The 12,518-nt window shown below is 61.7% G+C and carries 11 protein-coding genes; 5 read left to right on the forward strand and 6 right to left on the reverse strand.

Going from position 1 to position 12,518, the window contains the following annotated elements; all coding sequences use genetic code 11:
• Positions 1–19: 19 nt before the first annotated feature.
• The 3 genes from M5B98_RS06600 to tkt all read right to left on the reverse strand — a co-directional run bounded on the left by M5B98_RS06600 (position 20) and on the right by tkt (position 4,411).
• Positions 20–1,183, reverse strand: coding sequence for a phosphoglycerate kinase (locus tag M5B98_RS06600; protein WP_011336326.1), 1,164 nt, complete (start codon positions 1,181–1,183; stop codon positions 20–22).
• A 12-nt stretch (positions 1,184–1,195) separates the two neighbouring features.
• Positions 1,196–2,248 carry an erythrose-4-phosphate dehydrogenase gene (gene epd, locus M5B98_RS06605; RefSeq protein ID WP_134828368.1) on the reverse strand — a complete coding sequence of 351 codons (1,053 nt, stop codon included), beginning with the start codon at positions 2,246–2,248 and terminating at the stop codon, positions 1,196–1,198.
• Positions 2,249–2,413: 165 nt separating this feature from the next.
• Positions 2,414–4,411, reverse strand: coding sequence for a transketolase (gene tkt, locus M5B98_RS06610; protein ID WP_248742264.1), 1,998 nt, complete (start codon positions 4,409–4,411; stop codon positions 2,414–2,416).
• Positions 4,412–4,682: 271 nt separating this feature from the next.
• On the opposite strand from tkt, the gene M5B98_RS06615 reads away from it, so the two are divergent.
• The 4 genes from M5B98_RS06615 (at position 4,683) to M5B98_RS06630 (ending at position 9,202) form a co-directional block, all read left to right on the forward strand.
• On the forward strand, positions 4,683–5,678 hold the full coding sequence (locus M5B98_RS06615; protein WP_248742265.1) for an ArsR/SmtB family transcription factor: 996 nt from the start codon (positions 4,683–4,685) through the stop codon (positions 5,676–5,678).
• A gap of 18 nt (positions 5,679–5,696) precedes the next feature.
• Positions 5,697–6,887 (forward strand): methionine adenosyltransferase, encoded by a 1,191-nt coding sequence (gene metK, locus M5B98_RS06620; RefSeq protein WP_011336330.1) that lies wholly within the window; start codon positions 5,697–5,699, stop codon positions 6,885–6,887.
• A 143-nt stretch (positions 6,888–7,030) separates the two neighbouring features.
• On the forward strand, positions 7,031–8,710 hold the full coding sequence (gene ligB, locus M5B98_RS06625) for an NAD-dependent DNA ligase LigB (protein ID WP_248742266.1): 1,680 nt from the start codon (positions 7,031–7,033) through the stop codon (positions 8,708–8,710).
• Between the two features lie 96 nt (positions 8,711–8,806).
• Positions 8,807–9,202, forward strand: coding sequence for a DUF1090 domain-containing protein (locus M5B98_RS06630; RefSeq protein WP_085709113.1), 396 nt, complete (start codon positions 8,807–8,809; stop codon positions 9,200–9,202).
• Between the two features lie 52 nt (positions 9,203–9,254).
• On the opposite strand, the gene M5B98_RS06635 is transcribed toward M5B98_RS06630, so the two are convergent.
• Positions 9,255–9,704, reverse strand: coding sequence for a c-type cytochrome (locus M5B98_RS06635; protein WP_248742267.1), 450 nt, complete (start codon positions 9,702–9,704; stop codon positions 9,255–9,257).
• Between the two features lie 128 nt (positions 9,705–9,832).
• Between M5B98_RS06635 and M5B98_RS06640 the strand changes: the two genes are divergently transcribed.
• Positions 9,833–11,005: a murein transglycosylase A gene (locus M5B98_RS06640; protein WP_248742268.1), complete on the forward strand. Its 1,173-nt coding sequence runs from the start codon at positions 9,833–9,835 to the stop codon at positions 11,003–11,005.
• Positions 11,006–11,054: 49 nt separating this feature from the next.
• Here the strand turns inward: M5B98_RS06640 and M5B98_RS06645 are convergent, their stop codons facing one another.
• A complete protein-coding gene (locus M5B98_RS06645) occupies positions 11,055–11,438 on the reverse strand; it encodes an MAPEG family protein (RefSeq protein WP_085709110.1) in 384 nt (127 codons plus the stop codon).
• Between the two features lie 35 nt (positions 11,439–11,473).
• A complete protein-coding gene (locus M5B98_RS06650; protein WP_248742269.1) occupies positions 11,474–12,307 on the reverse strand; it encodes an EamA family transporter in 834 nt (277 codons plus the stop codon).
• Positions 12,308–12,518 lie beyond the last annotated feature (211 nt).

A 12,518-nucleotide genomic window follows, 5' to 3' on the forward strand; every position in this document is an offset into this window, starting at 1 on the left:
CCTGGCCAAACGGGCGGCCTCAGGCCTTGGCCCGGCTTTCCAGGACTTCAACGGCCGGCAGCACCTTGCCTTCGACGAATTCGAGGAACGCGCCACCGCCGGTGGAAATGTAGGAGATCTTTTCCGCCACGCCATATTTATCGATGGCCGCCAGGGTGTCGCCACCGCCGGCAATCGAGAACGCCGCGCTTTCGGCGATGGCTTCGGCCAGCACTTTGGTGCCGTTGCCGAACTGGTCGAATTCGAACACGCCGACCGGGCCGTTCCACAGGATGGTTTTCGACGACTTCAGCAGTTCGGCGAAGTTGGCCGCGGTTTGCGGGCCGATGTCCAGGATCATGTCGTCAGCCGCAACGTCAGCGATCAGTTTTACGGTCGCTTCGGCGCTTTCAGCGAATTCCTTGGCAACCACAACGTCCACCGGCAGCGGCACGCTGACCTTGGCGGCGATGGCGCGCGCGGTGTCCAGCAGGTCCGGTTCGTACAGCGACTTGCCGACCGGGTGACCGGCCGCAGCGAGGAAGGTGTTGGCGATGCCGCCGCCGACGATCAGTTGATCGCAGATCTGGCTCAGGCTGTTCAGCACGTCGAGTTTGGTCGAGACCTTGGAGCCGGCAACGATGGCCGCCATCGGCTTGGCCGGTGCGCCCAGAGCCTTGCCCAGTGCGTCGAGTTCGGCGGCCAGCAGCGGACCAGCGGCAGCGACTTTGGCGAACTTGGCCACGCCGTGGGTCGAACCTTCGGCGCGGTGAGCAGTACCGAAAGCGTCCATCACGAACACGTCGCACAGGGCCGCGTATTGCTGGGCCAGTTCGTCGGCGTTCTTTTTCTCGCCCTTGTTGAAGCGCACGTTTTCGAACAGCACGATGTCGCCGGCCTTGACGTCAACGCCGCCCAGGTAGTCGGCCACCAGCGGCACTTCGCGGCCCAGGGCCTTGCTCAGGTAGTCGGCGACAGGCTTGAGGCTGTTCTCGGCAGAGAACTCACCTTCGGTCGGACGACCCAGGTGCGAGCAGACCATCACGGCCGCGCCTTTTTCCAGGGCCAGCTTGATGGTCGGCAGCGAAGCCAGGATACGCGCATCGCTGGTGACAACACCGTCCTTGACTGGGACGTTGAGGTCTTCGCGGATCAATACGCGCTTACCTTGCAGATCGAGGTCGGACATCTTCAACACGGTCATGGGTCGCACTTCCTACGGTTTTTTTGAAGTCGCTGTCTGCAGATAGTGTTCTGCAACATCCAGCATTCGGTTGGCAAAACCCCATTCGTTGTCGAACCAGGCCAGGATGTTCACCAGCCGTGGGCCGGAAACGCGGGTCTGACTGGCATCGACGATGGCCGAATGTGGGTCATGGTTGAAATCACAACTTGCGTGGGGCAGCTCGGTGTAGGCCAGCAGACCTTTGAGCGGGCCGCTGGTGGCAGCCTCGCGCAGGATCCGGTTGACCTCGCCGGCGTCGGTGTCGCTCGCGGTCTGCATCGTGATGTCGAGGCAGGACACGTTGACCGTCGGCACGCGTACGGCTTTGGCCTGGATTCGCCCGGCAAGTTCCGGCAGCAGGCGCTCGATGCCCCGCGCCAGACCGGTGGACACCGGGATCACCGACTGGAATGCCGAACGGGTGCGGCGCAGGTCTTCGTGGTGATAGGCGTCGATCACTGGCTGATCGTTCATCGCCGAGTGAATCGTGGTGATCGACACGAATTCCAGGCCGATCGCCTTGTCCAGCAGGCGCAACAGCGGCACGCCGCAGTTGGTGGTGCAGGAGGCGTTGGACACCAGCAATTCGTCACCGGTCAGGCAATCCTGATTGACGCCGTAGACGATGGTGGCGTCGACATCCGCCTCGCTGGCCATCGGCTGCGAGAACAGCACCCGCGGCGCGCCGGCGTCGAGGAAACGCTGGCCGTCTTCACGGGTGTGGTAGGCGCCGGAGCATTCGAGCACCAGATCGACGCCAAGGGACGCCCAATCGATGCTTTCGGGGGTGGAACTGCGCAGAACCTTCACGCAGTTGCCATTGATATGCAGACAATCGCCGTCGACCTTCACTTCGCCCGGGAACCGGCCGTGGGTGGAGTCGAAGCGTGTCAGGTATTCGATGCTGGCCATGTCGGCCAGATCGTTGATTGCGACAATTTCAAACCCGGCCTTATCGCCTCGCTCGAACAACGCACGCAAGACGCAACGACCAATCCGGCCGTAGCCGTTGAGTGCAACTTTGTAGGGACGCGGTTGAGGCATGGGGTTCTCGATTACCGTGGTGAAACCGTCAGTGTTGCGGTGCTTCAACTACCGCTATCGCGAGCAGGCTCGCTCCCACAGGAAAATGCATTCCAATGTGGGAGCGAGCCTGCTCCGGGCGGCGTTCCGACGATGGGCGGCAGCCCAGACGACAAAACTTCTGGATCAGTCTTCCAGCAGCTCTTCAGCCTGACCCAGGATGTTTTCCAGGGTGAAGCCGAACTCTTCGAACAGTGCCGAAGCCGGAGCCGATTCGCCGTAAGTGGTCATGCCGATCACGCGACCTTCCAGACCCACGTACTTGAACCAGAAGTCGGCGTGGGCCGCTTCGATCGCGATACGCGCGCCAACCTGCAACGGCAGGACCGATTGCTTGTAGCTGGCGTCCTGAGCGTCGAACGCGCTGGTGCATGGCATGGAAACCACACGTACCTTGCGGCCCTGCCCGGTCAGTTTGTCGTAGGCCTGAACGGCCAGGCCGACTTCCGAACCGGTAGCGATCAGGATCAGCTCAGGCTCGCCTGCGCAGTCCTTCAGCACGTAGCCACCACGGCTGATGTCGGCGATCTGGCCGGCATCACGAGTTTGGTGCTGCAGGTTCTGACGGGAGAAGATCAGCGCCGACGGACCATCCTTGCGTTCCAGGGCGTTTTTCCAGGCCACTGCCGATTCAACGGCATCGGCTGGACGCCAGGTGTCGAGGTTCGGCGTGCTGCGCAGGCTGGTCAGCTGCTCGATCGGCTGGTGCGTCGGGCCGTCTTCGCCCAGACCGATGGAGTCGTGGGTGTAGACGTGGATCACGCGCTGCTTCATCAGTGCGGACATGCGCACCGCGTTGCGGGCGTATTCCATGAACATCAGGAAGGTCGCGCCGTAAGGCACCAGACCGCCGTGCAGGGCAACGCCGTTCATGATCGCGGTCATGCCGAATTCGCGCACGCCGTAATACATGTAGTTGCCGCTGGCGTCTTCGGCGCTGACGCCTTTGCAGCCTTTCCACAGGGTCAGGTTGGAACCGGCCAGGTCAGCCGAACCGCCCAGCACTTCCGGCAGCAGCGGGCCGAACGCGTTCAGGGCGTTCTGGCTGGCTTTACGGCTGGCGATGGTTTCGCCCTTGGCCGCGACTTCGGCGATGTAGGCGTCAGCCTTCTCGGAGAAGTCAGCTGGCAGTTCTCCGCTCAGGCGACGGATCAGTTCGTTGGCTTCGGTCGGGAACGCGGCGGAGTAGGCAGCGAAACGCTGGTCCCACTCGGACTCGACGGCGCGGCCCTTTTCCTTGGCATCCCACTCGGCATAGATGTCGGCCGGGATTTCGAATGGACCGTAGTTCCAGTTCAGCGCCTGACGGGTCAGGGCGATTTCCGCGTCACCCAGCGGGGCGCCGTGGCAATCTTCCTTGCCCTGCTTGTTCGGCGAACCGAAACCGATGGTGGTCTTGCAGCAGATCAGAGTCGGCAGCGGGCTCTTGCGAGCGGTCTCGATGGCGGTCTTGACCTCTTCCGGATCGTGACCGTCGACGTTGCGGATCACCTGCCAGTTGTAGGCTTCGAACCGCTTCGGCGTGTCATCGGTGAACCAGCCCTCGACTTCGCCGTCGATGGAGATGCCGTTGTCATCGTAGAAGGCGATCAGCTTGCCCAGGCCCAGAGTGCCGGCCAGGGAAGCGACTTCGTGGGAAATGCCTTCCATCATGCAGCCATCACCCAGGAACACGTAGGTGTGGTGGTCGACGATGTTGTGGCCAGGACGGTTGAACTGCGCGCCCAGTACCTTTTCAGCCAGGGCGAAGCCTACGGCGTTGGCCAGACCCTGACCCAGCGGGCCGGTGGTGGTTTCAACGCCCGGGGTGTAACCGAATTCCGGGTGGCCCGGGGTGCGGCTGTGCAGTTGACGGAACTGTTTCAGGTCGTCGATCGACAGGTCGTAACCGGTCAGGTGCAGCAGCGAGTAGATCAACATCGAGCCGTGGCCGTTGGACAGCACGAAGCGGTCACGGTCGGCGAAAGACGGATTGCTCGGGTTGTGCTTGAGGTAGTCGCGCCAAAGCACTTCGGCAATATCTGCCATACCCATAGGGGCACCGGGATGGCCGCTGTTGGCTTTTTGCACGGCATCCATGCTGAGGGCACGAATGGCGTTGGCACGCTCACGACGGCTAGGCATCGCTGATCTCCTGGGTGTGAATAGATTGAAACGGAAAAAAGGAGGGCATTTTCCCTCACCCGAGCGCCTCGGGGCAATGACAGATAGTCATCCGGAGGCGTTTTTCCCATGGATAACATCGGTTTCGGCTGGTGAAACCTTTCCGCTGTTCGCCTGTAGAGTTAACCGGTCAGTGAGAAGTGCAATAAAAAGTGCCACCCATCGAGCAATATCAAAACTTTTTGATATTGGCCTTGCGGTGTTTTCCGGTCGTCTCTAGACTGCTGGCCCTATGAACTTACGCGTGCCTTCCATTCGCCATGACGATTGCGACGAGCTGGCGGCCCTGTGCAAGGCCGGCGGTGATCCGCTGCGGCTGAACGTATTGCGCGCCCTGGCCAACGACTCGTTCGGCGTACTGGAACTGGCGCAGATTTTCGATATCGGCCAGTCCGGCATGAGCCATCACCTCAAGGTGTTGGCACAAGCCGATCTGGTGGCGACTCGCCGTGAAGGCAATGCGGTTTTCTATCGCCGCGCCCTGCCCCACACCGAGTTGCTGGGCGGCAAGTTGCACGCTGCATTGTTAGAAGAAGTCGACAATCTGGCGCTGCCGGCCGACGTGGAAACACGGATCGCACAGGTCCATGGACAGCGTGCTGCCAACAGCCAGGACTTTTTCGCACGGGTCGCAGAGAAATTCCGCGCCCAGCAGGATTTGATTGCCGGCCTGCCGCAGTACCGTGAAAGCGTGCTGGCCCTGCTCGACAAACTGAACTTCAATGGCGCTGCCACGGCCATTGAAGTCGGCCCCGGCGATGGTGCATTCCTGCCGGAACTGGCGCATCGCTTCGGCACCGTAACCGCACTGGACAACAGCGCGGCGATGCTCGAACTGGCCCGCCAGGTATGTGAACGTGAAAAGCTGACTAACGTCAGCCTGCAATTGGCCGATGCATTGAATGGCGTTAGCCTTCAGGCCGATTGCGTGGTGTTGAACATGGTGTTGCACCATTTCGCCGCGCCGGCCGAAGCGCTCAAGCACATGGCCAGCCTGCTGCAACCGGGCGGTAGTCTGCTCGTGACAGAGTTATGTAGCCACAACCAGAGTTGGGCCAGGGAGGCCTGCGGTGATCTGTGGTTGGGGTTTGAACAGGACGATCTGGCCCGTTGGGCCACCGCTGCGGGACTCGTTCCCGGGGAAAGCCTCTATGTAGGCTTACGTAATGGTTTCCAGATCCAGGTCCGCCACTTTCAGCGACCGGCTGGCGACACTCACCATCGGTAAATTCAGGAAAACATCGAGATGAGCGAATACTCCCTCTTCACCTCCGAGTCCGTGTCTGAAGGACATCCGGACAAAATCGCCGACCAGATTTCCGATGCAGTGCTGGACGCCATCATCGCCCAGGACAAGCACGCACGCGTTGCGGTGGAAACCCTGGTCAAGACCGGCGTGGCCATCGTTGCCGGTGAAGTAACCACCAGCGCCTGGGTCGACCTGGAGCAGATCGTTCGTGACGTGATCTGCGACATCGGCTACACCAGCTCCGACGTCGGCTTCGACGGTGCTACCTGCGGCGTGATGAACATCATCGGCAAGCAGTCCCCTGACATCAACCAGGGCGTTGACCGTGCCAAGCCTGAAGATCAGGGCGCCGGCGACCAGGGCCTGATGTTCGGCTACGCCAGCAACGAAACCGACGTGCTGATGCCAGCACCGATCACCTTCTCCCACCAGCTGGTGCAGCGTCAGGCCGAAGCCCGTAAATCGGGTCTGCTGCCTTGGCTGCGTCCGGACGCCAAGTCGCAAGTGACCTGCCGTTACGAAGGCGGCAAGGTTGTCGGTATCGACGCCGTGGTCCTGTCGACCCAGCACAACCCTGAAGTGTCGTACAACGACCTGCGCGAAGGTGTGATGGAGCTGATCGTCAAGCACGTGCTGCCTGCCGAACTGCTGAGCAAGGACACCCAGTTCCACATCAACCCGACCGGCCAGTTCATCATCGGCGGCCCGGTGGGCGACTGCGGTCTGACCGGTCGCAAGATCATCGTCGACAGCTACGGCGGCATGGCCCGTCACGGCGGTGGCGCGTTCTCCGGCAAGGATCCATCGAAGGTTGACCGTTCGGCTGCCTACGCTGGCCGTTACGTTGCCAAGAACATCGTGGCGGCCGGCCTGGCCGAGCGTTGCGAGATCCAGGTTTCCTACGCGATCGGTGTGGCCCAGCCTACTTCGATCTCGCTGAACACCTTCGGCACCGGCAAGATCAGCGATGACAAGATCATCAAACTGGTCCGCGAAGTGTTCGACCTGCGTCCATACGCAATCACCACCATGCTGGATCTGCTGCACCCGATGTACCAGGAAACTGCAGCCTACGGCCACTTCGGCCGTGCTCCGCAGACCAAGACTGTTGGCGAAGACACCTTCTCCACTTTCACCTGGGAAAAAACCGACCGCGCCGACGCTCTGCGTTCTGCTGCCGGCCTGTAATTTTCCTGGCGGTACAAAAAGCCCCGCACGGTTCGCCGTGCGGGGCTTTTTCATGGCCGCGAAACACCCGGCAAAACAGCCGACCGGCCCGCTGGAAAATCCCGGCTAGCCTTCAGGTATCTCCCTGAGCAAGGACGCTCACGATGCTTGCCACACTGCGCCTGTTTTGCATTTTCCTGCTGCTCTGCACCCACCTCAGCGCCTTCGCTGGCGATTGCCCCACTTGGCCAGCCGACCGGGCCCGAAGCGAAATCACTGCCCTGCAACAGCAGATCGATCAATGGGACGACGCCTATCACCGTGAAGGCCGGTCACTGATCGCCGATGAACTCTACGATCAGTCCCGCACCCGGCTCGGCGAATGGCGCCAGTGCTTCAAACTTCCTTCACCGACCAAGCCGTTACGCACCGCATCAGGTCCGGTCGTGCACCCGATCGTCCACACCGGCCTCGACAAGCTTCACGACGCAGCGGACATCGAAGCCTGGCTGCGTGACCGCAAGGACGTCTGGGTACAACCCAAGGTCGATGGTGTGGCCGTCACGCTGATCTATCGCGCCGGGCGGTTGCAGCAGGCGATCAGTCGCGGCGACGGCGTTCGCGGGCAGGACTGGACTGCCTCGGCACAAAAGATCAACGCCATTCCCCGGCAACTGACCCAACCGCTGGATCTGTCGGTACAGGGCGAGCTCTATTGGCAACTGAACGACCATATCCAGGCCCGCGCCGGCAGCGCCAACGCCCGCGCAATAGTCGCCGGCCTGATGGGACGCAAGGATCTCAGTGCCGAACAGGCAGCGGGTATCGGGCTGTTTGTCTGGGACTGGCCGCTGGGACCGGACAGCCTGACAGAGCGAATCAGGGGGCTGACAACACTGGGCTTCGCCACGACAGAACCTTATAGCCAACCCGTCAGTAGTCTTGCCGATGCGCAGCAGTGGCGCGATCACTGGTATCGCTCGCCACTGCCCTTTGCCAGCGACGGCATCGTCCTGCGTCAGAGCCAGCGTCCTGCTGCCGAACGCTGGCAGGCGCGCTCACCTTACTGGGCCGTGGCCTGGAAATACCCGTTTGCCCAGGCGCTGGCCGATGTGCGCAAGGTCGATTTCAAGGTCGGCCGCACCGGACGTATCACCCCCGTACTGGAACTGGCGCCGGTCATACTCGATGACCGCCAGATCAGACGGGTCAGCGTCAGCTCGCTCAAACGCTGGCAGGAACTGGACATTCGTCCCGGCGATCAAGTGGCGATCAGCCTGGCTGGGCTGACGATTCCGCGACTCGACAGCGTCGTGCTGCGCAGCACGGACCGCATCGAATTGAACGCTCCTCTCGCCAGTGACTTTCACCCGCTAAGCTGCTGGCAACCGACGCCCGGGTGCGAGAGTCAGTTCCTCGCGCGCCTGATCTGGCTTGGCGGCAAGCAAGGGCTGGCACTGCCCCATGTCGGTCGCGGCACGTGGGAGAAACTTCTGGATACAGGCCGACTGAACAGCCTGCTGGATTGGTTGACCCTCGACGAGCCAGAGCTTGCTAAGATTGCCGGCCTCGGCGAGCGCAGCAGCGCCCGCCTGCTCCACAGTTTTCACAGCGCTCGCCAGCGGCCGTTTACCCAATGGCTCAAGGCTCTCGGGCTGCCGCCGACCGGTCAGGCCTCTTTGGCTGATTCATGGCAAGCGCTGGCACAACGAAATACCGAACAATGGCAGGCAGAACCCGGAATCGGCCCCGGTCGTGCGGCGCAATTGAGCGCTTTTTTCCGCGACCCGCAGGTGCTGGCCCTGAGTGAAACCTTACGCGCCGCCGGAATCGACGGTTTCTGAACATGCATCCCGGCAAGCCGGGAACCCAACGGTCGCCGAAGCGCTCCAACAGCGCAGTGCTTTCCCGACCCGATTGCCTTTGCACATGGAGCTTTTATGAAATTTCTCGCACCGCTCGCCATGCTGACTCTTTGCGCCGTAATGGCCGCACCCGCGATGGCTGGCGAAGACGCCCCGGGCCTGACCGGCTGTGCCGCCAAGAAGCAAGGCATCATCAATCAGATCGAACAGGCCAAATCCCGTGGCAACGCCGACCAGCAGGCCGGTCTCGAAACCGCCCTGCGCGAAGTCACCGAACACTGCACCGATGCGGGCCTGAAGAAGGAACGTGAAAACAAGGTGCTCGACGCCAAGCACGAAGTCAGCAAGCGTCAGGCCGATCTCGACAAGGCCATGAAGAAGGGCGATCCGGAGAAGATCGACAAGCGCAAGAACAAGCTCGCCGAGTCGCGCAAGGAATTGCAGGACGCACTGGACGAACTGGACAAGTAATCCGGCAGGCAACATGCGGTGAAAGAGCCCTCTCCGTCACCGCACGTCAGGATCAATGATCCCGAAACTCTTTATGACAGGCACTGCAGGCATCTTCGACCTTCTGCACCGCCGGCCCCAGGTTGCTGGCCTTGTACGGCTGGACCTTGCTGGCGACCACCAGTTCACCGGTGGCCGCCTCAAGGGTGCGGGCCATTTCCTGGAAACGTGCCTGTCGCTGCCAGACATCGTCCTTGGCGCTGGTGTGATCTTCCTCGCGCACCGAAGGAAAATGCTTCCACGGTTCATGGGACAACGCATCGAGCTTGACCGCGCCTTCCGTGAATTTCGGCCCGTCGAAGGGGATGCGCCCGCGCAGCATGCCGCCCAGGTCTTCGCCGGTCTTGAGCATCTGCTTGAAGATCGCCTTGCGCTGACCCAGTGGGGAATTGGGATCAACACCGCCACAGGCGGACAAGGTCAGACAGGCCAGCAATACAACAGAAAGTCTTTTAAGAGTCATGGTGGCTTCAGGTCACGGAATTCGGCGGCCAGTATCCTCGCGTCACCGCCAAACACCAATAGCCCTATTAATAATACGGGTTGCTGGCGCGCATGGAGCACGCCTGCAACCGACACAGGAAACTCTCCATGAACAGCCGTTTCAAGGCCTGGCGTCACCCACTCATCGCAACCCTGCCGCTGCTGGCCATTCTTGCCGGCTGCACCGGGGGCGACAGTGCCAAGCCGAAAACCCACGCACTGGCCACTTACTCCAGCGCCACCTGGGAAGCCCTGCCTGCGGTTTCCGACAACGATCTGGTGGCCGGTTTCGGTTCATGGCGCAGCGCCTGCACCCGGCTCAAGGCTGACCCGATCTGGGGTGCCACCTGTGCGGCGGCCGCCAATGTGCCGCAAAGCGCTGGCGACATCCGCACGTTCCTCAAGCAGCACCTCGATGTGTTCGGCCTGCGCGCCGAAAATGACAACCCCAACGGCCTGATCACCGGTTACTACGAACCGGTCTATCCCGGCAGCCTGACGCAAACCGCGACCGCCAATGTGCCGGTGTATGGCGTGCCCGAAGACATGATCATCGTCTCCCTGGACAGCATTTACCCGGAGCTGAAAGGCAAACGACTGCGCGGACGCCTTGAGGGCCGCGTGCTGAAACCTTACGACGACGCCTCGACCATCGAGAGCAAAGGCGTCAAGGCGCCCGTGGTGGCGTGGCTGACCGATCCGATGAACCTGCAATTCCTGCAGATCCAGGGTTCGGGGCGGATTCAGACCGATGACGGCCGGCAACTGCGCATCGCCTACGCCGACCAGAACGGTCACCCGTACCGGCCGATCGGCCGCTGGCTGGTGGAACAGGGCGAGCTGAAGAAAGAAGACGTGACCATGGGCGCGATCAGCAACTGGGCCAAGGCCAACCCGTCGCGCATTCCGGAATTGCTGGGCAGCAACCCGAGCTATGTGTTCTTCACCCGCAACCCGGACAGTAACGAAGGCCCGCGCGGCTCGCTGAATGTGCCGCTGACCGCCGGTTACAGCGCGGCGGTGGATCGCAAGGTGATTCCGTTGGGCAGCCTGTTATGGCTGTCGACCACCCGCCCTGACGGTACGGCACTGGTACGCCCGGTGGCTGCGCAGGACACCGGCGGCGCGATTGCCGGTGAGGTTCGTGCGGATCTGTTCTGGGGCACCGGCGATACTGCCGGGCAACTGGCCGGCGACATGAAGCAGCAGGGGCAGATCTGGATGCTCTGGCCAAAAGGCGCGGCATTGCCACAAGTGCCGCAAGTGGCCGACAAGCAGTAAGCGAAACGCAAGGGATCGCAGGCCTCGTCAGCCTGCGATCCCTTCAGCGTCAGACCGAAACGAAGAAGAAACTGGCAATCAGCCCCATCCCGACAAACCACACCAGCGACCGCAGAATCGCCCAGTCCGCCAGATAGCAGATGATGTAAAGCAGGCGACTGGTGATGAACAGCACTGCCAGCACATTCACCGTCACCAGCTGTGCCGTGCCCACCAGGTGCGCGACGATCACCGCCGCTGCAAAGGCCGGCGTCACCTCAAAACTGTTCAGTTGCGCCGCGTGGGCCCGTCGCGCCACACCGTTCAGGCTTTCGAGAAAATCCCGGGGATCGTGATTGTCGCTCAGCCGGTAACCACCGACAGCCTTGGCCACGCCCGTGCACACATAGGGCAGAAAGATCGCAATGAAAACGCACCACAGAGCCACCGTCATAACGCCGTCCTTTTTCAGTTTTTAGAGTTGGCGGGTCAGAACTTCATCACCAGCATGCCGATCAGCACCAGCCCACAGGCTAAGAGCCGTGGCCGACCGAAAGGTTCTTTCAGGTAACGCATGCCGAACAGCACCACCAGAATCACGCTGATCTCGCGCAACGCTGCGGCCTCGGCAATCGACCCCAGTTGCATCGCCCACAGCACCAGAGCGTAGCTGAACAACACGCAGAACCCGACCGCCAGCCCCAGCTTCCATTGTTCGCGCCAGAACTGCAGGAACGCCGGACGTTTGGCCACCCACGCCAGCATCGGGAACGGCCACGCACTGAGCAGCGTGACCCAGACCAGGTAATCCAGCGGATGCGACCAGCGCCGCAAGGCCTGCCCATCGATGTAGGTGTAGCAGCCGATGCACAGCCCGATCAGCGCCACCACCGGCAGCATCGACCACGGCAGGTGTTTCCCGCCGCCGCCCTGCCAGAGCAGGCAGGCCATGCCCAGCGGGATCAGCATGATTCCGAAGATCTGCTGGGTGGTCAGCACTTCGCCGGCGAAGATCAGGGTCAGCGCCAGCACCACCAGTGGCGACAATCCACGCATCAACGGATAGACCAGTCCCAGGTCGCCGACCCGATAGGCCTGGATCAACAGGTAGCGATAAAGCAGCTCGAACGCCGCCGACGCCAGAATCCACGGCCAGATTTCCTGCGGCGGCAGGCTGATGAAAGGAAACGCCAGCGCGACGAACAACAGCGCCACGGTGTCCATGCAGGCCACCACCAGCAGCCGCTCGGCGCTGAACTTGATCAGGGTATTCCACGCGGCGTGCAACAGCGCCGCCACCAACACCAGAGCTGTCGCCAGCACGTGTCACTCCTTCATTCTTGTTTTTGAACCCGAGCCATTTGATCAGGTCTTTGATTCGCGATGTATCAGGCGCTGTTTATACGTCAAGCGACCTCGCCACACCCGGTTGCGCACAGACAAATGCCAAAAAAACCTGCCCGGGTCACACAATTGTGCCCCCACCCGGTGTCTACCCATCCAACCCTTGCGCCCATGAACAGGTGCGCTGTCT

It is taken from the genome of Pseudomonas sp. MWU12-3088, from assembly GCF_023242405.1.
Lineage (GTDB): Bacteria > Pseudomonadota > Gammaproteobacteria > Pseudomonadales > Pseudomonadaceae > Aquipseudomonas > Aquipseudomonas kribbensis.

Excerpts from the sequence above, each read along its gene's own strand:
- M5B98_RS06600 (WP_011336326.1), bottom strand. The coding sequence starts at position 1,183 with ATGACCGTGTTGAAGATGTCCGACCTCGATCTGCAAGGTAAGCGCGTA.
- epd (WP_134828368.1), bottom strand. The coding sequence starts at position 2,248 with ATGCCTCAACCGCGTCCCTACAAAGTTGCACTCAACGGCTACGGCCGG.
- tkt (WP_248742264.1), bottom strand. The coding sequence starts at position 4,411 with ATGCCTAGCCGTCGTGAGCGTGCCAACGCCATTCGTGCCCTCAGCATG.
- M5B98_RS06615 (WP_248742265.1), top strand. The coding sequence starts at position 4,683 with ATGAACTTACGCGTGCCTTCCATTCGCCATGACGATTGCGACGAGCTG.
- metK (WP_011336330.1), top strand. The coding sequence starts at position 5,697 with ATGAGCGAATACTCCCTCTTCACCTCCGAGTCCGTGTCTGAAGGACAT.
- ligB (WP_248742266.1), top strand. The coding sequence starts at position 7,031 with ATGCTTGCCACACTGCGCCTGTTTTGCATTTTCCTGCTGCTCTGCACC.
- M5B98_RS06630 (WP_085709113.1), top strand. The coding sequence starts at position 8,807 with ATGAAATTTCTCGCACCGCTCGCCATGCTGACTCTTTGCGCCGTAATG.
- M5B98_RS06635 (WP_248742267.1), bottom strand. The coding sequence starts at position 9,704 with ATGACTCTTAAAAGACTTTCTGTTGTATTGCTGGCCTGTCTGACCTTG.
- M5B98_RS06640 (WP_248742268.1), top strand. The coding sequence starts at position 9,833 with ATGAACAGCCGTTTCAAGGCCTGGCGTCACCCACTCATCGCAACCCTG.
- M5B98_RS06645 (WP_085709110.1), bottom strand. The coding sequence starts at position 11,438 with ATGACGGTGGCTCTGTGGTGCGTTTTCATTGCGATCTTTCTGCCCTAT.